Origin of the sequence: Cupriavidus phytohabitans (assembly GCF_000426345.1) — a bacterium.
GTDB lineage: Bacteria > Pseudomonadota > Gammaproteobacteria > Burkholderiales > Burkholderiaceae > Cupriavidus.
Genome location: NZ_AUFE01000011.1, coordinates 154,760 through 174,874, shown reverse-complemented (window position 1 = coordinate 174,874; position 20,115 = coordinate 154,760). Strand labels below are relative to the sequence as shown.

The following is a 20,115-nucleotide window of genomic DNA, read 5'->3' as shown; positions in this document are numbered from 1 at the left end:
CGATCAGGTAGTCGATCACGAAGGGGCAGCGCTTCTGGTAGCCCTGCACCACGAAGCCGATGCCGTTCCAGCCGGCCAGCTCGGGCTCGAAGCAAAGGCGCTCCAGCAGGTCGAGCGAGATTTCCAGCCGGTCGGCTTCCTCGGCGTCGATATTTATGCCGATGTCGTACTGGCGCGCCAGCAGCGTCAGCGACTTCAGGCGCTCGTACAGCTCGCCGATCACGCGCTCGTGCTGGGCGCGGCTGTAGCGCGGATGCAGCGCCGACAGCTTGATCGAGATGCCCGGGCCTTCATAGATGCCGCGGCCGCGCGAGGCCTGGCCGATCGCGTGGATGGCCTGCTCGTACGACGCCAGGTAGCGCGCGGCATCGTCCTCGGTCATGGCCGCTTCGCCGAGCATGTCGTAGGAGTAGCGGAAGCCCTGCGCCTCGTACTTGCGCGCGTTGGCGAGCGCCTCGGAAATGGTCTCGCCGGTGACGAACTGCTCGCCCATCAGGCGCATCGCCATGTCCACGCCCTTGCGGATCAGCGGCTCGCCGCCCTTGCCGATGATGCGCGTGAGCGCCTTGGTCAGGCCCGACTCGGTATGGGTGGCGACCAGCTTGCCGGTCAGCAGCAGGCCCCAGGTGGCGGCGTTGACGAACAGCGACGGGCTCTGGCCCAGGTGCGACTGCCAGTTGGCACCGCTGATCTTGTCGCGGATCAGCGCGTCGCGCGTGGCCTTGTCGGGGATGCGCAGCAGCGCCTCGGCCAGGCACATCAGCGCCACGCCTTCCTGCGACGACAGCGAGAATTCCTGGATCAGGCCCTGCACCAGGCCTTCGCGGCCGGTGCCCACCTTCTGCTCACGCAGCCGCGTGGCCAGCGTCTTGGCCATCTTGATGGCGGCCTCGGCCTGCTGCTGCGGCAGGCGCGCCTGTTCCAGCAGCACCGGCACGCAATCAGTTTCAGGGCGGCGGTAGGCGGAGGTGATGGCGGCACGCAGCACCGACTGCGGCTGGATGCTCTGCGCGAATTCCAGGAACGGCTGCGGCGCGCCATCGGCCGTGACCAGGTCGGAAGCGTCGGCACCATCGGGGTCGGCCGAACCGGCTGCGCTGGTCTCATGCGGCAGGTACCCGCGCTCGACCTGTTCCAGGTAGGTGAAGATGGCCTGCTTGATCAGCCAGTGCGGCGTGCGGTCGATGGATTGGGCGACACGCTTGAGGCGATCGCGCGAGGCGTCGTCGAGCTTGACGCCGAGAGTGGTGGTGGCCATGCGGGCAGTTCTCCGAAAACTGGGGCGCAGCCGGTAATACGCCGCCGATGCTACAAGGCAACGGACGCACGACCGGCTGGAGCCTGTGAGCTGGCGCGATCTTACTCCCGAAAAAGCAAAAGGTGCAACTTAGTGCAACCCTATCGTTAACCCTGACAAATGGGTTGCACCCGCGCAGCCAGCCGCTGCCGGCTCAGATCCGGAGCGGATCGATTTCCAGCTGCCAGCGCACCCCTTTCACCTCCGTCCCTACCTCTGCGAAAGTCTGTACCCACTCAGCCATAAACCGTTGCAGCGCCGGCCTTGAAGTCGCCTCGACCAGCATCTGGGCGCGCTCGCGGTTGGCGATGCGCACCATCGACATCGGCACCGGGTCATGCAGTTGCACCTCGGCTGCCAGCTGGCAGGAATCGGCATGCCGCCGCGCTGCCTGCAGGAACTGCAGGGCCCGCTCCAGCTCGCCGTGCTCTGCCGTCACCAGCACCTGGAAGCAGAACGGGGGCAACCCGGCCTGGCGCCGCTCGCGCAACTGGCTGGCCGCGAATCCATCATAGTCATGGCGCGTCAGGGCCTGCAATGCCGGGGTATCCGGGTAGCGGGTCTGGATCAGCACCTCGCCCGGCAGCCCGGCGCGGCCGGCGCGCCCCGCCACCTGCATCAGCGAGGCGAACAGGTGCTCGGCGGCGCGGAAATCGTGGCTGAACATGGCCGCGTCCGGGTGCACGATCCCGACCAGCGTCACGCGCTGGAAGTCATGGCCCTTCGCGACCATCTGGGTGCCCACCAGGATGTCGACTTCGCCGGCATGAACTTCGTCGAACATCGCCTGCGCGCTGCCCTTGCGCCGGGTGGAGTCGGCGTCGATGCGGGCGATACGGGCCTGCGGGAAGCGTGCCGCCAGCGCTTCCTCGATACGTTGGGTGCCGCGGCCGAGCGGCGCGATATCGACATTGCCGCAGTCCGGGCAGTGGTGCGGCACCGGGGCTTCCAGACCGCAGTGGTGGCAGCGCAGGCGCCGCTCGGGCCGGTGCAGCACCAGGTACGCCGAGCAGCGGGGGCAGCCGGACAGCCAGCCGCAGCTGTCGCAGGCAATCACCGGCGCGTAGCCGCGGCGGTTCAGGAACAGCAGGCTCTGCTCGCCGCGCGCCAGCCGGGTGTCGATGGCTTCCAGCAGCGGCACCGACAGCCCTTCGAACAATGGGCGCTGGCGTTGCCGCTCATGGTTCAGGTCGACCAGCCGCACGGTGGGCAGCGCGGCATCGGCCTGGGCCCGCTCGCGCAGCACCAGCTTGCGGTACGTGCCCTGCCCTGCCCGCCACCAGGTTTCCATCGACGGCGTGGCCGAACCCAGCACGACCGCGATGCCACGCTGCTTGGCGCGCCACACCGCCAGGTCGCGCGCCGAATAGCGCAGTCCTTCCTGCTGTTTGTAGGAGGTATCGTGCTCCTCATCGACCACGATCAGTGCCAGCGCAGGCAGCGACGCCATCACCGCCATGCGCGTGCCGAGCACGATGCGGGCTTCGCCGCGGTGCGCGGCCAGCCACTGAAGGCTGCGCTCCTGGTCCGCCAGCCCGCTGTGCAGCACAGCCAGCGGCAGGTGCGGGAAGCGCGCGGCGATGCGCGTCTGCAACTGTGGCGTCAGGTTGATTTCGGGGACCAGCATCAGCACCTGGGAATGCGGGTCGCGCTCCAGCACGGCCTGCATGGCGTGCAGGTAGACCTCGGTCTTGCCGCTGCCGGTGACCCCGTGCAGCAGGAACGGCGCGAAACCCTGCGCTTCGGCGATCGCCTGCACCGCGGCGCGCTGCTCCTCGTGCAAAGCGGGGGCCGCGGACGGCGCTTGCATCGGCGCCGTCCGCAGCAGCGGCCGGGCGGTGCGATCGGCCTCGACCCAGCCGGCAGCCTGCCATTCGGCCAGTCGAGCCGGTGCCGCTGCGCACAGCGCGCGCGCATCGGCCAGCGCCAGTGGTTTGCCGACGGCCGCGCATTCGGCGAGCGCCTGCGCCAGCGCTCGCACGCTCCGCGCGCGCGCTGGCACGGCGGCCAGCAAGTTATCCACATGTGCGGCCAACAGGCGGTATTCGTCGGTGCGGGCACGCTGTGCCAGGCCCGGCCAGCTGTCGGCTTCACGCAACGCCGGGGGCAGCGCCGGCAGCATGACTTCGCCGAGGCGGCGGTGGTAGTAGCCTGCGGCAAACGCCGCCAGCGCGATCCAGTCGGGCGAGAGCGGCGGCATCCAGTCCAGGCGCTGGACCACCGGGCGCAGCCGGCCGTTGGGCACATCGGAAGTGGCGGCGCGCTCCACGGCCACGCCAACAAGGCTGCGGCGGCCAAACGGCACCACCACCAGGTCGCCGGGCGCCACCTCGGGCATCGCCAGATAGTCGAAGCAGTCGTCGGCGGGTGTGTCCAGGGCCACACGGACGATCGGCGGCGCGATGGCCTGGTCGTCACTCAGTTTGGTGGCGGCGCTGCTATCGTCCGCCATCGGATCTGACTTGGTGCATGCCAATTGCGCAATCGCTGTGCATGGGGCGGCTGTACGGCGGGCGCGAGTGTTTTTGTGTGCGGCGCAACATCAACTTAAAGTAAAACTTCAAATATGGCCCTAAGTTGATGATAGATGACTGGTTTTCCACTAATTCCACCGCCCCTGTGGATAACTTTGTTGAAAAGTCGCGCTGGAGGGCTCGGAAGCCCGGCAAATCAAGGGATCCACTGGCATCAGCCCACGCTTTGCAAATCTTCCAAAGCCTTAAAAATCAAGACCTTGCAAACATCCCCCAGATAGGTTAAGGACTAACCCGCTCTTGCACTGCGGCAAACCTATCGGTGTGCATAAGTCAAGCCCCGAGGCTCAACTCCGGGCACCTTTTTGGCGAATGGTGGCAAAAAAGTTAACTTGACAGGCGTAACCGGCGCGGCCCCCGCATCACCGGGTGCGTGCCGGCGCGTTGCGCTGCAGCGCGGGGCGCCGCCCGCCCGAGCGCTGCGGCGCATAACCCCCGGGTCACTTCTGCGCGGCGCGCAGCTTGCGGCTGTAGGCGTGCACTTCATCGACCAGCACCGTGACATGCTCGGGCGGGGTGAACTGCGAGATGCCGTGGCCAAGGTTGAACACGTGCCCGTCGCTGCCACCGCCCGCCGCGAAGCTGTCCAGCACGCCGCGCACCTGCTCGCGGATCGCCGCCTCGGGCGCGAACAGCACGGTGGGGTCGATATTGCCCTGCAGGGCCACGCGCCCGCCGGTGCGGCGGCGCGCCTCGGCCAGGTTGACGGTCCAGTCCAGCCCGATTGCGTCGGCGCCGGTATCGGCCAGCGCCTCGAGCCACAGGCCACCGCCCTTGGTAAAGACGATCGCCGGCACCTGCTCACCGGCGTGCTCGCGCTTCAGTCCGGCGAGCACGCGGCGCATATAGGCCAGCGAGAACGTCTGGTACATGCCGTCGGCAAGCGCGCCGCCCCAGGTGTCGAAGATCATCACCGCCTGCGCGCCCGCCTCGATCTGGGCGTTCAGGTAGGCCGACACTGCTTCGGCGTTGATTTCCAGGATGCGGTGCATCAGGTCTGGGCGGCCGTACATCATCGCCTTGACCGTACGGAAGTCGTCCGAGCCGCCGCCCTCGACCATGTAGCACGCCAGCGTCCACGGGCTGCCCGAGAAACCGATCAGCGGCACGCGCTGGCGACCGTCCTGCACCAGCGCCCGGCGGATCTCGCTGACGGCGTCGAACACGTACTGCAGCGAGGACATGTCGGGCACGGCCAGCTTCTGCACGTCGGCTTCGGTACGCAGCGGACGCGCGAAGCGCGGGCCCTCACCCTGCGCGAACGACAGGCCCAGGCCCATCGCGTCGGGCACGGTCAGGATGTCGGAGAACAGGATGGCCGCATCCAGCGAATAGCGATCCAGTGGCTGCAGGGTCACCTCGGTGGCGTAGGCCGGGTTCTTGGCCAGCCCGAGGAAGCTGCCGGCGCGCGCGCGCGTCGCGTTATACTCGGGCAGGTAGCGGCCTGCCTGGCGCATCAGCCACAGCGGCGTGTATTCGGTGGGCTGGCGGCGCAGCGCGCGCAGGAAGGTATCGTTCTGCAGTGCGGTCATGGTCATCCTCGTAAGACCGCCATTCTAAGGGATGGGCGGCGCGCGCCGGCGCTTCAGGATGCGCTCCCGATGCGCGTCCGATGCGCCGTGGCCACGCTCAGGCGTCGTCGAGCAGGTCGCGGAAGGCACCGGCGGCACGCCGCATCCATTCGCGCGCACGCTGGGCTTCAGGCTGCAGCCGCGCGAAGCCGTGGGACATGCCGCTGGCCTCGATGGTAATCACCGGTGCGTCGTGGCGCACCAGGAAGTCGGCATAGGCCAGCCCATCGTCGCGCAGCACGTCGTGGGCCGCGACCACGATTACCGTCGCCGGCGGCCGAACGGGCGCCGCGGCCATCAGGTGTACGCGCGGGTCGGCGTGCGCCGCGCCTTGTGCGAGGGCCTCGGCGCCAATGAACTGGCGCCAGAACCAGGCCATTTCGTCGCGCGTCAGCCCGGGACCGTCGGCAAAGGCACGGTAGCTTTCCGTGGCTAGCACCGGCGCCGTGACTGGGTAGATCAGCAGTTGGGCGTCGACCCGCGCCGCGTCGCCGCCGTTGAGCTGCTGCGCGGCCTGCGCGGCCAGGTGGCCACCCGCGCTATCGCCGGCCAGCGCCAGGAAGTCCGGTGCCAGGCCCAGCGCCCGCCGCTGGCCCGCCAGCCACGCCACCGCTTCCACGGCGTCGTCACAAGGCGCGGGGAATGGGTGCTCGGGCGCCAGCCGGTAGTCGACGCTGACCACCACGCAACCAGTATCCGCGGCGAGCAATGCCGCCACGGCATGGTGGGTCTGCGGCGAGCCGATGACCCAGCCGCCCCCATGGAAGTACACGATCAGCCGCGGCCGGGCTTCGCCCTGCGGCCGGAACAGTCGCGAGCCAAGGGTGCTGCCCGCCAGCGGGATCTGGAGGTCCTGCACGGTGATGCCCTCGGGATCCGGCAGCAGCGAAGCCGCGGCGATCTCGGCGAAGCGGGTGCGGCGCGCGGCGGCGTCGGCAGGCACGGGCATGCCGGCATAGCGCTCGGCCAGGCGGCGATAGTAGGCGGTCAGTTCGGGATCGATGGCCATGGTTGGCGAGCGCGTTGGCTTGTAAAAACGAAAACGGACCGGTGCTGGCGCGGCTCAGCGCGGCGCCAATGCGCGCGTCAGCTCGATCTTGCTGCAGCAGTCCTGAACCGCCAGCAATCCCGCGGCAGCGGCGCGGCGCATGGCTTCGTCATTGACTATGCCGAGCTGCAGCCAGACCCCGCGCGCACCGATGGCGATGGCGTCATCAACCACCCCGGGCGTGTCCTCGGCGCGGCGGAAGATGTCCACCCATTCAATGGTGGCTCCGTTGGCCGCCATCGTCTCGGCGGCTTGCTGCAGGCTGGCATAACAGGTCTCGCCAAGGATACGCTCGCCAGCGTGGCGTGGATTCACCGGCACGATACGAAAGCCGTGGCCCTGCAGGAATTCCGCCACCTCATGGCTGGCGCGCTCCGGCCGGTCTGACAGGCCGACCACGGCCACGGTCTTCATCGCCAGCATGGCATGTATCGCTGGCTGCATCTCTGGGTGCATTGCGGCTCCGGCTGTGAATAACTGCGGGACAAGTCTTGGGATAAGGGCTGAACAACTGCAGGATAACCGGGGATAACCTTGCCGCTTCCGTCGGCCGGAGGCCGGCCAGCGCGGCAGACGTATCGAATCGTAACTGCGATTCGCCACACGGACATGGTGCGCGAGCGAACACGGAAAACCACCCGGAAATGATACGTTATAGGCACGTTACTGCGGCGAACGTGAGCTCAACGTTCACAGAAGTGCCGCGCGCGATGGCTATCGGAGCCTGAGGCTTTCAACTTCTTGCAAAACGATACATTTTGTTACTGCCATGCCGGGGAGTTTCCCCCACAATGCATTGACACACCCGCTGTTCGGGGTGCGGCGCCCCAGCAAAGAATGCTGTGCAGACCTAAAGGGGCGTGGTGAAGAAAGCCTTTTTGTAGCGTTTCTTGCAGTAACCCGTTTTTCCGATCCAGCGAAAAATGCTGCTGGACCGGAACACCAGGCAGACCGTTTTAGCGCGTGGCCTTTGCAGCCTGTAGCGGATATCAGGTATCCGATGCGCCTTGATTGTCACCTGGACCGAACCCGTTCCTTCGAATTGACCCCTCGAAGGGATTTTCCCGTCCGCGCGGAGCCTCCCCGGCCCGCGCGCTTTTTTTTGTCCAGGCAGGACGAAAGCATATCGCTGTGCCCACAAAAAAGGCAGCCTTGCGGCTGCCTTTTTTAAATGTCGCATCGAAAAAACAACAACGCGACAGCACTGCCGAAGCAGTTACTTCTTACGACGCAGGCGGGCAATGGCAGCCAGCTGCGCAGCCGCCACGGCGAGCTCGCTCTGGGCACGTGCCAGGTCGAGGTCACTGTTCTGGTTCTGCATCAGCTCTTCGGCCGCACGCTTGGCTTCCTGGGCCTTGGCTTCGTCCAGGTCGCCACCGCGGATAGCGGTGTCGGCCAGCACCGTGACGTGCTTGGGCTGCACTTCGAGAATGCCGCCGGCAACGAACACGAACTCTTCGCTGCCGTCTTCCTTCTCGATGCGCACCGCACCCGGCTGGATGCGCGTGATCAGCGGCGTGTGGCCCGGCAGGATGCCCAGCTCACCCGACTCGCCCGGCAGCGCCACGAACTTCGCCTGGCCGGAGAAGATCGACGCTTCCGCGCTGACGACGTCTACAAGAATGGTTGCCATATCTGATCCTTTCTCCAATCGCTTCGCTTCTGGCAGGTACACCGCTTCGCGCGATGCCCCGCCGCCCCCGCGGGCGCGGGGGCATCGAAACAAGGCTTACTGGAGCTTCTTGGCCTTCTCGAAGGCTTCGTCGATCGAGCCGACCATGTAGAACGCCTGCTCGGGCAGGTGATCGCACTCGCCATCCACCAGCATCTTGAAACCACGGATGGTTTCCTTCAGCGGCACGTACTTGCCCGGCGAACCCGTGAACACTTCAGCCACGTGGAACGGCTGCGACAGGAATCGCTGGATCTTACGCGCGCGGTTCACGGCCATCTTGTCTTCCGGCGACAGTTCGTCCATGCCCAGGATCGCGATGATGTCGCGCAGTTCCTTGTAGCGCTGCAGGGTCTGCTGAACGGCGCGCGCGACGTTGTAGTGCTCCTGGCCCACAACCTGCGGGTCCATCTGGCGCGAGGTCGAGTCGAGCGGGTCCACTGCGGGGTAGATACCGAGAGCGGCAATGTCACGCGACAGCACCAGGGTCGAGTCCAGGTGCAGGAAGGTGGTTGCCGGCGACGGGTCGGTCAAGTCATCCGCGGGCACGTACACGGCCTGGATCGAGGTGATCGAGCCGGTCTTGGTCGAGGTGATGCGTTCCTGCAGCTTGCCCATTTCTTCAGCCAGCGTCGGCTGGTAGCCCACGGCGGAAGGCATACGGCCCAGCAGTGCCGACACTTCGGTACCAGCCAGCGTGTAGCGGTAGATGTTGTCGACGAAGAACAGGATGTCGCGGCCTTCGTCGCGGAACTTCTCGGCCATGGTCAGGCCGGAAAGTGCCACGCGCAGACGGTTGCCCGGCGGCTCGTTCATCTGGCCGAACACCATGGCCACCTTGTCGAGCACGTTGGATTCCTTCATTTCGTGGTAGAAGTCGTTCCCTTCACGGGTACGCTCGCCCACGCCGGCGAACACCGACAGACCGCTGTGCTGCTTGGCGATGTTGTTGATGAGCTCCATCATGTTGACGGTCTTGCCCACGCCAGCACCACCGAACAGGCCCACCTTGCCGCCCTTGGCGAACGGGCAGATCAGGTCGATCACCTTGATGCCGGTTTCGAGCAGGTCGGTCGAAGGCGACAGTTCGTCGAACTTCGGGGCCTTCTGGTGAATCGCGCGCCGTTCGTCGGAAGCGATCGGGCCAGCTTCGTCAATGGGGCGACCCAGCACGTCCATGATGCGGCCCAGCGTGCCCTGACCCACCGGCACCGAGATCGGCGCTTCGGTGTTCTTCACCGGCATGCCGCGGCGCAGGCCGTCCGACGAACCGAGGGCAATGGTACGCACCACGCCGTCGCCCAGCTGCTGCTGGACTTCGAACGTCAGGCCCTTTTCGGCGAACGACGTTTCGCCGCTGTCTTCCAGCACCAGCGCGTCGTACACCTTCGGCATCGCGTCGCGCGGGAACTCGATGTCCACCACGGCGCCGATGCACTGCACAATATTTCCGATACTCATTTCGTATCTCCGATAGCTTGAATTCTTGACGCCTCAGACCGCTGCCGCGCCGCTGACGATCTCCGACAGTTCCTTGGTGATCGCTGCCTGCCGGGTCTTGTTGTAGTCCAGCTGCAGTTCGCCGATCACGTTCTTCGCGTTGTCGGATGCTGCCTTCATCGCCACCATGCGCGCCGACTGCTCGGACGCCATGTTCTCGGCCACGGCCTGGTACACCAGCGCCTCGACGTAGCGGACCAACAGCTCTTCCACCACGGTCTGCGCGTCAGGCTCGTAGATGTAGTCCCACGAGTAGGCGCGCTTCTCTTCTTCCGTCTGCGACAGCTTGTCGGCGGCGAGCGGCAGAAGCTGCTCAACCATCGGTTCCTGCTTCATCGTGTTGATGAACTTGGTGTACGCCAGGTACACCGCGTCGACTTCACCGTTGGTGAATGCGTCGAGCTGGACCTTGATCGCGCCGATCAGCTTTTCCAGGTGCGGAGTGTCGCCGAGCTGCACCACGTTCGAGGCCACCTTGGCGCCGATGCGGTTCAGGAATTGCATGCCCTTGCTGCCGATGGCAGTGGCTTGCACACCCACGCCGCGACCCTGCAGGCTCTTCAGCTCGTTGGTCACCGCACGCAGCACGTTCGTGTTCAGGCCGCCGCACAGCCCCTTGTCGGTCGTGACCACGATCATGCCGACGCGCTTGACTTCACGCTCCTGCAGGAACGGGTGCTTGAACTCGGGGTTGGCCGAAGCCAGGTGCGCCGCGATGTTGCGCACTTTTTCGGCATACGGGCGGGCATTGCGCATCCGTTCCTGCGCCTTGCGCATCTTGGATGCGGCGACCATTTCCATCGCCTTGGTGATCTTGCGCGTGTTTTGCACGCTCTTGATCTTGGTTCGAATTTCTTTCGTTCCGGCCATATCTTCCTCTCCGTCCGAATCCCTGCCGCGCCTGAATGCTCAGGCACAGCAGGGATATCGTGGAATCACGCGGTGGTTAGAACGCGGCGGACTTCTTGAAATCCTCGACAGCGGCACGCAGGGCGGGTTCATCTTCCTTCGAGAGCTGCTTGGTCTCTTCGATGCGGTTGACGAGGTCAGCGTACTTGGTCTTCAGGTGGTCGTGCAGGCCCTTCTCGAACGACAGGATGTCCTTCACTTCCACGTTGTCGAGGAAGCCGTTGTTGGCGGCGAACAGCGAAGCGGCCAGCTGCCACACTTGCTGCGGCTGGTATTGCGCCTGCTTCAGCAGTTCGGTCACGCGGCGGCCGCGCTCGAGCTGCTTGCGGGTCGCATCGTCCAGGTCCGAGGCAAACTGCGCAAACGCAGCCAGTTCACGGTACTGCGCCAGGTCGGTACGGATACCGCCGGACAGGTTCTTCACCACCTTGGTCTGTGCAGCACCACCCACGCGCGACACCGAGATACCGGCGTTGATGGCGGGACGGATACCGGCGTTGAACAGGTCGGTTTCCAGGAAGATCTGGCCGTCCGTGATCGAGATCACGTTGGTCGGCACGAACGCGGACACGTCGCCGGCCTGCGTTTCGATAATCGGCAGCGCGGTCAGCGAACCGGTCTTGCCCTTGACGGCGCCGTTGGTGAACTTCTCGACATAGTCTTCGTTCACGCGGGCAGCACGCTCCAGCAGGCGCGAGTGCAGGTAGAACACGTCGCCCGGGTAAGCTTCGCGGCCCGGCGGGCGGCGCAGCAGCAGCGACACCTGGCGGTAGGCCCAGGCTTGCTTGGTCAGGTCGTCATAAACGATCAGCGCGTCTTCACCGCGGTCGCGGAAGTATTCGCCCATCGTGCAGCCGGCGTAGGCAGCCAGGTACTGCATGGCGGCCGAGTCCGAAGCGGCGGCGGCCACGACGACGGTGTATTCCATCGCGCCGTGCTCTTCCAGCTTGCGCACCACGTTGGCGATGGTCGAAGCCTTCTGGCCAATGGCGACGTACACGCAGTACATGCCCTTGCCCTTCTGGTTGATGATCGCGTCGACGGCCACGGCGGTCTTGCCGGTCTGGCGGTCGCCGATGATCAGCTCGCGCTGGCCACGGCCGATCGGCACCATCGAGTCGATCGACTTCAGGCCGGTCTGCACCGGCTGGCTCACCGACTGACGCGCGATCACGCCCGGCGCGACCTTCTCGATCACGTCGGTTTCCTTCGCGTTGATCGGGCCCTTGCCGTCGATCGGCTGGCCCAGCGTGTTGACCACGCGGCCCAGCAGTTCCTTGCCAACGGGCACTTCCAGAATGCGGCCGGTGCACTTGACCGTGTCGCCTTCGGAAATGTGCTCGTAGTCGCCCAGCACCACGGCGCCGACCGAGTCGCGCTCGAGGTTCAGCGCGAGGCCGAAGGTGTTGCCGGGGAATTCCAGCATCTCGCCCTGCATCACGCCAGACAGGCCATGCACGCGGCAGATACCATCGGTCACGGAAATCACCGTGCCGGTGTTGCGCACTTCAGCTTCGGCGCCAAGACCCGAGATGCGGGTCTTGATCAGCTCGCTGATTTCTGAGGGGTTCAGTTGCATCACAATGCTCCTAATTCTTCAATCCGTCGGACGGCCGCTCAGGCGGCGGTCAGCGCGGTTTGCATGGCTGCCAGGCGCGCACGCACGGAGGTGTCGAGCACTTCGTCGCCAACCTTGACGCTGACGCCGCCGATCAGGGACGGGTCCACCGCCACCTGCGCGTACAGCTTGCGGCCGAACTTGCGTTCGAGTGCGGCGACCAGGTCATTCAGCTGACCATCTTCCAGCGGGAATGCGCTGGTGATCTCAACGTCGGACGACCCTTCGCGGGCGTTCTTGAGCGCATGGAACTGTTCGGCGATGTCAGGCATCACCGTCAGGCGGCCGTTCTCCACCAGCAGCTTGACGAAGCGGCGTGCCTCGTCGCTGACCGGGGACTTCAGCACCGACAGGAACAGTTCGGCCAGCTTGTCGCCGGGAACGTTCGGATCGTCGGCGACCGCCTTCATGTCGGCATTGGCGGCAACTTGCCCCATTTCCGACACCAGCTCGGACCATGCACCCAGGTTGCCTGCGCTCGATTCACTGGCGACGCGGAACAGCGCCTCAGCGTAGGGACGGGCAATGGTTGCGGTTTCAGCCATGATTAGAGCTCAGCCTTGAGTTGATTGAGCAGATCGCTGTGGACCTGCGCGTTCACTTCACGCTTGAGGATCTGCTCGGCACCCTTGACGGCCAGCACGGCGACCTGGTCGCGCAGTTCTTCGCGCGCGCGGGTAACCTGCTGTTCGGCGTCGGCCTTGGCCTGGGCAATGATGCGTGCGGCTTCTGCCTGGGCGTTCTGCTTGATCTCGTCGGCCGTCAGCTGAGCGCGCTTCTCGGCGTCAGCGACGCGTTGAGCGCCTTCGGTGCGGGCTTCGGCCATGGCCTGGTCCACACGCTTGTTGGCGAGTTCGAGCTCGGCCTTGCCCTTCTCGGCAGCGGCGAGGCCATCGGCGATCTTCGTTGCGCGTTCGTCGAGCGCCTTCACCAGCGGCGGCCAAATGAATTTGGCAACAACCCACCACAGGATGAAGAACACGACCATCTGCGCAAAAAACGTTGCGTTCAGATTCATGGTGTGTTCCTTTCGGTAATCAAACTACAGATAAATGCACAAAAGGCGGCCAGGCTGGTGGCCCGCGCCGCCCGTCAGCATCATGCAGACCGAAAAGAATTACTGAATGACAGCCAGCAGCGGGTTGGCGAAGGCGAACAGCATTGCCACGCCCACGCCGATCAGGAATGCAGCGTCGATCAGGCCGGCCAGCAGGAACATCTTGGTCTGCAGCGGGTTCATCAGCTCGGGCTGACGTGCGCAGGCTTCGATGTACTTGCCACCCATCAGTGCGATACCCAGGCAGGCGCCGATAGCGCCCAGGCCGATGATGATGCCGATACCGATGGCGGTCAGACCCTGGATGTTGGCGAGAAATGCTTGCATGATGACTCCTTTAATTTAGAGAGACTTAGAACCAAAAAACCAAAAAACTAAAAACCTAGAACCTTGAACCTGCGCTGATCGATGGCGATCAGTGGTGATCGTGAGCCTGGCCGATATACACCAGCGTCAGCATCATGAAAATGAACGCCTGCAGCAGCACGATCAGGATGTGGAAGATCGCCCAGACTGCGCCGGCAACGACGTGGCCGACAAAGCCCAGCGCCGACAGGTCGGCACTGAACGTCCAGATGGAGCCCAGCAGCGCGATCAGCAGGAACACGAGTTCGCCGGCGTACATGTTGCCGAACAACCGCATGCCGAGCGAAACGGCCTTGGCCAGGAATTCGATGATGTTCAGGACCAGATTGAACGGGGCCAGGTACCACTTGGCGCCGAACGGGGCCGAGAACAGTTCGTGCATGAAGCCGCCCGCGCCCTTGATCTTGAAGCTGTAGTAGATCATCAGCAACAGCACGGCGGAGGACATGCCCAGCGTGCCGTTCAGGTCAGCCGTGGCCACCGCGCGGTGGTGCGGCAGATGGATGTGGAAGATGCCCAGGACATGATTCAGGCCGGTGACCCAGTCCACCGGGATCAAGTCGATCGCGTTCATCATGGTGATCCAGCAGAACACCATCAGTGCCAGCGGAGCGATCCACGAGCGATCGCCGTGGATGATGCCCTTGGCCTGGTCGTCGACCATCTCGACGATCATTTCAACGAAGGCCTGGAAGCGGCCCGGCACGCCCGAGGTGACGCGGCGCGCGGCGGCATACAGGAACAGCACGGCGATGGCGCCGCACAGGACCGACCAGAACACCGTGTCATAGTTGATCACGGAGAAATCGACCACCGACGCCTGCTTGCCGCCGACCGAGTTCAAGTTCTGCAAGTGTTCGGCGATATAGCCGGAGGGTGTCAGCACGTGTTCCGCGCTTTGGGTAGCTTCTGCCATTGTCGAATCGAACGGTATATTGCGAAATCTTCGGGCCGCGCGCCGCTACTCCTGTGCGGCACCCGGTACGCGTCTTGCATTGCCTTCGGCGGATTCGCCGGTCACCGCGATGCAAGCGGGTTTCCAACCTTGACCGTGTCCGGTGTCACCGCTGTGAAATCACGGTGAAACCGCCACGGAAACATCTTGATATTCCGTTTCGGTGCCCCACCTCCGGATGAAGCACCTGTTTTGTGCAGCGGCCTAGCGCATCGCGAGGGCCACCACCCAGTAAGTCTTTAGCGCCAGCAGGAACGTGACCAGCATCGGTACCCAACGCAGATCCCGGTACAGCACCACCACCAGCACCAGCATGGCCACGGTGGCGAACACCTTGATCGCCTCGCCGAGGACCAGCCCGCCGACCGATGCACGATCCCGCGCTACCCACAGCCGGAATGCGAAGAATCCGCTCGGCACGAAGCACACCATGCCGCCGAACAACGCTGACCAGCCGTACGGCCCCGCCTCTTCCCCGAACAACGCCCAGCACAATGCCGACAGCAGGGAAACGATCACCTGCGCCAGGACAACCTTGCCCGGGGTCATGCGCGAAGGACGCAGCGCGCGTTCGCCAAACAGCTTCACCGCATCGGCGTGCGATAGCGGATCGACAGCTTCCTCTTCGCGGCCTGCGCCTTCTTTCCAGTCGTCCCAGTCATCTTCCTGACGGGAACCAGCGCTGCGCTGCTGACGTTCTCGAACCACTACCTGCTGCCTCATTCCAGGCCGGAACTTTTCGGCCAGACCAGAATTCAAACCGCACGATTTTAAGGGGAACTACTGATTCGCGTCAATCTGCTTACAGTTAGCTTGCAGTGCGTTGCGCACAACGGTTGCCATCACGAGTGCATGATGGCTTTCCAAAAATTGCGCGGCAATGATGTCTGACGTAATTGGATTGCGCAGCGGACCCCACGCATGATGGTTGATTACCGGGTACGCCACACGTATACCGATAATCGGACCGGCCACTGCTGCATCGATGCAACAGTTACCCTTGCAATGGCCGGTTATCGCCCGCTATTTCAGGCTGCCTGTTGCCCTTCGCGGGACTCGCGCAGGCGCACGAGCACGCCCTCGAGCGCATCGTTGTTGCTGAAGTGGATGGTGAGCTGGCCCTTGCCGCGCGCTCCCAGCTTGATCTGCACCGATAGTCCCAGCGCATCGGACAACTCTTCTTCCAGCCGCGCCACGTCGCGGATATTGTTGACGCCCTTTTGCTTGAGCGACTTCAGGTCGAACGGCTTGAGGGTGGACGCCACCAGCTTTTCGGTCTCGCGCACCGACAGCCGCTTGTTGACGACCTGGTTCGCCAGCGTGATCTGGTTGGCACCGTCGACGGCGAGCAGCGCGCGCGCGTGACCCATGTCGAGATCGCCCGCCATCAGCATGGTCTGCACCGGCGCCGCGAGGTTCAGCAGGCGCAGCAGGTTGGACACCGCACTGCGCGAGCGGCCCACCGACTCGGCGGCCTGCTCGTGCGTAAATTTGAACTCGCGGATCAGGCGCATGATGCCCTGCGCTTCTTCCAGCGGATTCAGGTCTTCACGCTGGATGTTCTCGATCAGCGCCATCGCGGCCGCGGCTTCGTCGGCCACGTCCTTGACCAGCACCGGCACCTTATCGAGGCCAGCGATCTTCGACGCGCGGTAACGGCGTTCGCCCGCAATGATCTCGTAGCGATCGGGCTCGGCCACGCGCCGCACCAGGATCGGCTGCATCAGGCCCTGCGCGCGGATGCTCGCCGCCAGCTCCTGCAGCGCGCCTTCGTCCATGCGCGTACGCGGCTGGTACTTGCCCGGCTGCAACTGGTCCACGTGCAACACGCTGGGCGCGCCCTCCTGCTTCGCGGTCTCGACGATCTCGGCGGGACCGCCCAGCAACGCTTCCAGGCCACGGCCCAGGCCTTTCTTCTTTGCCGGCGTCTTTGCGGTACTCATGGTCGATGCCTCCTTCAGCTTCAGCCCAGCTGCCTGACGCGCGCGATCATCTCGGCGCCAAAGTCCAGGTACGCCTTGGCGCCCTTGGATGACGGATCGAATGCAACGCCCGGCATGCCATAGGACGGTGCCTCGGCGAGGCGCACGTTGCGCGGAATCATGGTCTTGAACACCTTGTCACCGAAGTGCGATTCGAGCTGCGCCGACACCTGCTGCTGCAGCGTGACGCGCGGGTCGAACATCACGCGCAGCAGGCCGATCACCTTGAGCTCGCGGTTCAGGTTGGCGTGCACCTGCTTGATGGTGTTGACGAGGTCGGACAGTCCTTCGAGCGCGAAGTATTCGCACTGCATCGGCACGATCACCCCGTGCGCCGCGCACAGCCCGTTCAGCGTCAGCAGCGACAGCGACGGCGGGCAATCGATCAGCACAAAGTCGTACTCATCCTCGACTTCATCGATGGCCTGCCTGAGCCTGCGCTCGCGATGCTCGAGCTCGACCAGTTCGACTTCGGCACCGGCCAGCTCGCGGTTGGCCGGCAGTACGTCGTACCTGCCGGTCTCGGATTTCTGGCGCGCCTGCGGGATGCTGGCCAGGCCAACCAGCACCTGGTACACGCTATGTTCCAGCGCCTGCTTGTCGATGCCCGAACCCATCGAGGCATTGCCCTGCGGATCCAGGTCGACCAGCAGCACGCGCTGGTCCTGCGCGGCCAGGCCGGCGGCGAGGTTCACCGTGGTGGTGGTCTTGCCCACCCCGCCCTTCTGGTTTGCAATCACGAATACCTTGGCCATATGCTCCTGAGGCTCCTGCTTCAAATCATCCGGCCAGCCTCGTGGCCGGCAGTTCGCGGCGCTGTTTGCAGCGCCACGGCGTAAATCATGCGTGCGCGCCTGCGCGCCGCGACAGCACCACCAGGTGGCGCTCAGCGTCCAGTCCCGGCACACTAAGGCGCGGCACTTCGTCGACTTGCCACTGGGCCATCAGTCCTGCCGCTTCCAGCCGGTCCAGCTCGGCCTGTGGATAAACGCCCTTCATGGCGATCAGCTTGCCGTGCGGCGCGAGCAGCTGCCCCGACAGGTTCACGAAGTCGGTCAGTTCGGCAAAGGCACGCGACGTAATCACGGCAAAGCCATCCGTGTCTTCCAGCTTTTCCACCGGGCCCCAGTGCGCCGCGGCATTGGCCAGTCCAAGCTGGGCGCGGCACTGGGTCAGGAAGGCGGTCTTCTTCTGCACGATATCGACCATCAGCACCGATACGTCGGGACACGCGATTGCCAGCGGCAGCCCGGGCATGCCGCCGCCCGAGCCAACATCCAACACCCTGCCCCGCGCGGGCGTACCTACCTCTGCAGAACGCGCGGCTGCGGCCAAAGCGGGCACTGCCGCGAGCGAATCCAGCATGTGATGCGTAAGCATCTCATCGGGATGGCGGATCGCGGTCAGGTTATAGACGCCGTTCCACTTGCGCAGCAGTGCGAGGTAGTCGAACAGCTTGTTGATCTGTGCCGGTGCCAGTACCAGCCCGATCTCGGCGAGACCGGCTTCGAGGCGACGACGCTGCGTAGCGTCGTCAGTCACGGTGTGTCGAGCGCCCGCCACTCAGGCCGCCTCTTCCGAGGTGCCGCCGGCGGCAGCCGACTCGGCGCGCGCACGTCCGAGCCCCTTCTTCTTCAGGTGTACCAGCAGCAGCGAGATGGCCGCCGGTGTCACGCCCGAGATGCGGGAAGCCTGGCCCAGCGTTTCCGGACGGTGCTGGTTCAGCTTCTGGCTGACTTCGAAGCCCAACCCGCGTACCTCGGTGTAATCCAGGTTCTCAGGCAGGCGCGTCGATTCATTGGCCTCCAGCTTGTCGACTTCGGCTGCCTGGCGAGCGATATAGCCGTGGTATTTGATGCCGATCTCGATCTGCTCACGGATCTGGTCGGCCAACATCGCATCGGCGTCGAGCGGTGTTTCGGGCGCATGGCGGCCACCCTGCAGCGCCATCAGCGACTCATAGCGGACTTCCGGCCGACGCAGCAAGTCGGCCAGGCTGTACTCACGCTCGATCGGCTTGCCCAGTAGCGGCACGGCGTCTTCCGGGGGCAACATGGCCGGGTTGACCCACGTGCTCTTCAGGCGCTCTGTTTCACGTGAAACAGTGTCGCGCTTGCGGTTGAAGGCATCCCAGCGCGCATCGTCGACGACACCCAGCTCACGGCCAACCTCCGTCAGCCGCATGTCGGCGTTGTCCTCGCGCAGGCTTAGGCGGAATTCCGCCCGGCTGGTGAACATGCGGTACGGCTCGGTCACGCCGCGCGTGATCAGGTCATCGACCAGCACGCCCAGGTAGGCCTGGTCGCGGCGAGGCGTCCAGGCATCGCGTTCCCGCACATAGCAACCAGCGTTGATGCCGGCCAGCAGGCCTTGCGCGGCGGCTTCTTCATAGCCGGTGGTGCCATTGATTTGGCCAGCAAAAAACAGGCCGCGGATCGCCTTGCTCTCGAGGGATGATTTCAGGCCGCGCGGATCGAAGTAGTCGTATTCGATGGCGTAACCGGGGCGCAGGATATGCGCGTTCTCCAGACCGCGGATCGAATGCACCAGCTCCAGCTGCACGTCGAACGGCAGGCTGGTCGAGATCCCGTTCGGGTAGAACTCGTTGGTGGTCAGCCCTTCCGGCTCCAGGAAAATCTGGTGGCTTTCCTTGCTGGCAAAGCGATGGATCTTGTCCTCGATGCTCGGGCAGTAGCGCGGCCCTACCCCTTCGATCACACCGGTGTACATCGGCGAACGGTCGAGACCGCCACGGATAATGTCGTGGGTACGGCTGTTGGTATGGGTGATCCAGCAAGGCAACTGCTGCGGATGCTGCTCCGGATGGCCCAGGAACGAGAATACCGGCACCGGATCCAGGTCGCCTGGCTGTTCTTCCATCACCGAGAAGTCGATGGTACGGCCGTCGATGCGCGGCGGCGTACCGGTCTTCAGGCGGCCCTGCGGCAGCTTCAGTTCCTTCAGGCGAGCCGACAGCGATACCGCCGCCGGATCGCCAGCGCGGCCGCCGGTGTAGTTGTCGAGGCCGACGTGGATCTTGCCGTCCAGAAAGGTGCCCGCAGTCAACACCACCGCCCGCCCACGGAAGGCAATGCCTACCTGCGTCATGGCGCCAACGACGCGATCGCCCTCGACCATCAGGTCATCCACTGCCTGCTGGAACAGCATCAGGTTGGGCTGGTTTTCCAGGCGGGTACGAATCGCCTTACGGTACAGCACCCGATCCGCTTGCGCGCGCGTGGCGCGCACCGCCGGCCCCTTGCTGGAGTTGAGGATGCGGAACTGGATGCCGGCCTCATCCGTGGCGGCCGCCATGGCGCCGCCCATCGCATCCACTTCCTTGACCAGGTGCCCCTTGCCGATACCGCCGATGGATGGATTGCAGCTCATCTGGCCCAGCGTCTCGATGTTGTGGGTCAGCAGCAGCGTCTGGCAGCCCATGCGGGCGGCGGCGAGTGCTGCTTCAGTGCCGGCGTTACCACCACCGACGACAATGACATCGAATTCTTTTGGGTAAAGCATGGGACACCTCCTCCGGGAGGCTGGCGGGAAAATACGGGAATGCGAAATTATAGCGGCATTCGACTGGTGGCTTTTCGGCTGCCA

Annotated in this window: 18 protein-coding genes; all 18 read right to left on the bottom strand. The window is 64.6% G+C overall.

All coding sequences use genetic code 11. The features are described from left to right. Positions 1–1,258 (bottom strand): proline dehydrogenase family protein (locus K309_RS0111405; RefSeq protein ID WP_029046533.1); only part of this gene is annotated, 1,258 nt, incomplete at its 3' end. A 193-nt stretch (positions 1,259–1,451) separates the two neighbouring features. Continuing rightward, positions 1,452–3,749, bottom strand: coding sequence for a primosomal protein N' (locus K309_RS0111400; protein ID WP_051320420.1), 2,298 nt, complete (start codon positions 3,747–3,749; stop codon positions 1,452–1,454). A 522-nt stretch (positions 3,750–4,271) separates the two neighbouring features. Beyond that, positions 4,272–5,363, bottom strand: coding sequence for a uroporphyrinogen decarboxylase (hemE, locus tag K309_RS0111395; RefSeq protein ID WP_064737438.1), 1,092 nt, complete (start codon positions 5,361–5,363; stop codon positions 4,272–4,274). A gap of 97 nt (positions 5,364–5,460) precedes the next feature. Continuing rightward, positions 5,461–6,411, bottom strand: coding sequence for an alpha/beta hydrolase (locus K309_RS0111390; RefSeq protein WP_029046530.1), 951 nt, complete (start codon positions 6,409–6,411; stop codon positions 5,461–5,463). A 54-nt stretch (positions 6,412–6,465) separates the two neighbouring features. Further along, a complete protein-coding gene (locus K309_RS0111385) occupies positions 6,466–6,906 on the bottom strand; it encodes a CoA-binding protein (protein WP_029046529.1) in 441 nt (146 codons plus the stop codon). A gap of 760 nt (positions 6,907–7,666) precedes the next feature. Beyond that, positions 7,667–8,083 carry a F0F1 ATP synthase subunit epsilon gene (locus K309_RS0111380; RefSeq protein WP_029046528.1) on the bottom strand — a complete coding sequence of 139 codons (417 nt, stop codon included), beginning with the start codon at positions 8,081–8,083 and terminating at the stop codon, positions 7,667–7,669. Positions 8,084–8,179: 96 nt separating this feature from the next. Further along, positions 8,180–9,583, bottom strand: a complete 1,404-nt coding sequence (gene atpD / locus K309_RS0111375) for a F0F1 ATP synthase subunit beta (RefSeq protein ID WP_029046527.1) — start codon at positions 9,581–9,583, stop codon at positions 8,180–8,182. 33 nt (positions 9,584–9,616) lie between these two features. Further along, on the bottom strand, positions 9,617–10,492 hold the full coding sequence (gene atpG / locus K309_RS0111370; protein WP_029046526.1) for a F0F1 ATP synthase subunit gamma: 876 nt from the start codon (positions 10,490–10,492) through the stop codon (positions 9,617–9,619). A 76-nt stretch (positions 10,493–10,568) separates the two neighbouring features. Continuing rightward, positions 10,569–12,110, bottom strand: coding sequence for a F0F1 ATP synthase subunit alpha (atpA, locus tag K309_RS0111365; protein ID WP_029046525.1), 1,542 nt, complete (start codon positions 12,108–12,110; stop codon positions 10,569–10,571). A gap of 38 nt (positions 12,111–12,148) precedes the next feature. Then, on the bottom strand, positions 12,149–12,694 hold the full coding sequence (locus K309_RS0111360) for a F0F1 ATP synthase subunit delta (RefSeq protein ID WP_029046524.1): 546 nt from the start codon (positions 12,692–12,694) through the stop codon (positions 12,149–12,151). A 2-nt stretch (positions 12,695–12,696) separates the two neighbouring features. Continuing rightward, positions 12,697–13,167: a F0F1 ATP synthase subunit B gene (locus K309_RS0111355; RefSeq protein WP_029046523.1), complete on the bottom strand. Its 471-nt coding sequence runs from the start codon at positions 13,165–13,167 to the stop codon at positions 12,697–12,699. 99 nt (positions 13,168–13,266) lie between these two features. Beyond that, positions 13,267–13,533 carry a F0F1 ATP synthase subunit C gene (gene atpE, locus K309_RS0111350; RefSeq protein ID WP_011299478.1) on the bottom strand — a complete coding sequence of 89 codons (267 nt, stop codon included), beginning with the start codon at positions 13,531–13,533 and terminating at the stop codon, positions 13,267–13,269. Positions 13,534–13,621: 88 nt separating this feature from the next. Next, on the bottom strand, positions 13,622–14,488 hold the full coding sequence (gene atpB, locus K309_RS0111345; RefSeq protein WP_029046522.1) for a F0F1 ATP synthase subunit A: 867 nt from the start codon (positions 14,486–14,488) through the stop codon (positions 13,622–13,624). A gap of 243 nt (positions 14,489–14,731) precedes the next feature. After that, positions 14,732–15,250 carry an ATP synthase subunit I gene (locus K309_RS0111340; protein ID WP_035877242.1) on the bottom strand — a complete coding sequence of 173 codons (519 nt, stop codon included), beginning with the start codon at positions 15,248–15,250 and terminating at the stop codon, positions 14,732–14,734. 305 nt (positions 15,251–15,555) lie between these two features. Then, positions 15,556–16,470, bottom strand: coding sequence for a ParB/RepB/Spo0J family partition protein (locus K309_RS0111335; RefSeq protein WP_029046520.1), 915 nt, complete (start codon positions 16,468–16,470; stop codon positions 15,556–15,558). A 20-nt stretch (positions 16,471–16,490) separates the two neighbouring features. Further along, positions 16,491–17,264 (bottom strand): ParA family protein, encoded by a 774-nt coding sequence (locus tag K309_RS0111330; protein WP_029046519.1) that lies wholly within the window; start codon positions 17,262–17,264, stop codon positions 16,491–16,493. 85 nt (positions 17,265–17,349) lie between these two features. Further along, on the bottom strand, positions 17,350–18,051 hold the full coding sequence (gene rsmG, locus K309_RS0111325) for a 16S rRNA (guanine(527)-N(7))-methyltransferase RsmG (protein WP_232232361.1): 702 nt from the start codon (positions 18,049–18,051) through the stop codon (positions 17,350–17,352). A 21-nt stretch (positions 18,052–18,072) separates the two neighbouring features. Next, the gene (gene mnmG / locus K309_RS0111320) at positions 18,073–20,031 is read right to left on the bottom strand and encodes a tRNA uridine-5-carboxymethylaminomethyl(34) synthesis enzyme MnmG (RefSeq protein WP_029046517.1); all 1,959 of its coding nucleotides are present in this window, start codon (positions 20,029–20,031) and stop codon (positions 18,073–18,075) included. Between the last annotated feature and the right edge of the window lie 84 nt (positions 20,032–20,115).

Bases quoted from the DNA above. Each gene is read 5' to 3' on its own strand.
- K309_RS0111400 (WP_051320420.1), bottom strand. From the start codon at position 3,749: ATGGCGGACGATAGCAGCGCCGCCACCAAACTGAGTGACGACCAGGCC.
- hemE (WP_064737438.1), bottom strand. From the start codon at position 5,363: ATGACCGCACTGCAGAACGATACCTTCCTGCGCGCGCTGCGCCGCCAG.
- K309_RS0111390 (WP_029046530.1), bottom strand. From the start codon at position 6,411: ATGGCCATCGATCCCGAACTGACCGCCTACTATCGCCGCCTGGCCGAG.
- K309_RS0111385 (WP_029046529.1), bottom strand. From the start codon at position 6,906: ATGCACCCAGAGATGCAGCCAGCGATACATGCCATGCTGGCGATGAAG.
- K309_RS0111380 (WP_029046528.1), bottom strand. From the start codon at position 8,083: ATGGCAACCATTCTTGTAGACGTCGTCAGCGCGGAAGCGTCGATCTTC.
- atpD (WP_029046527.1), bottom strand. From the start codon at position 9,583: ATGAGTATCGGAAATATTGTGCAGTGCATCGGCGCCGTGGTGGACATC.
- atpG (WP_029046526.1), bottom strand. From the start codon at position 10,492: ATGGCCGGAACGAAAGAAATTCGAACCAAGATCAAGAGCGTGCAAAAC.
- atpA (WP_029046525.1), bottom strand. From the start codon at position 12,110: ATGCAACTGAACCCCTCAGAAATCAGCGAGCTGATCAAGACCCGCATC.
- K309_RS0111360 (WP_029046524.1), bottom strand. From the start codon at position 12,694: ATGGCTGAAACCGCAACCATTGCCCGTCCCTACGCTGAGGCGCTGTTC.
- K309_RS0111355 (WP_029046523.1), bottom strand. From the start codon at position 13,167: ATGAATCTGAACGCAACGTTTTTTGCGCAGATGGTCGTGTTCTTCATC.
- atpE (WP_011299478.1), bottom strand. From the start codon at position 13,533: ATGCAAGCATTTCTCGCCAACATCCAGGGTCTGACCGCCATCGGTATC.
- atpB (WP_029046522.1), bottom strand. From the start codon at position 14,488: ATGGCAGAAGCTACCCAAAGCGCGGAACACGTGCTGACACCCTCCGGC.
- K309_RS0111340 (WP_035877242.1), bottom strand. From the start codon at position 15,250: ATGAGGCAGCAGGTAGTGGTTCGAGAACGTCAGCAGCGCAGCGCTGGT.
- K309_RS0111335 (WP_029046520.1), bottom strand. From the start codon at position 16,470: ATGAGTACCGCAAAGACGCCGGCAAAGAAGAAAGGCCTGGGCCGTGGC.
- K309_RS0111330 (WP_029046519.1), bottom strand. From the start codon at position 17,264: ATGGCCAAGGTATTCGTGATTGCAAACCAGAAGGGCGGGGTGGGCAAG.
- mnmG (WP_029046517.1), bottom strand. From the start codon at position 20,031: ATGCTTTACCCAAAAGAATTCGATGTCATTGTCGTCGGTGGTGGTAAC.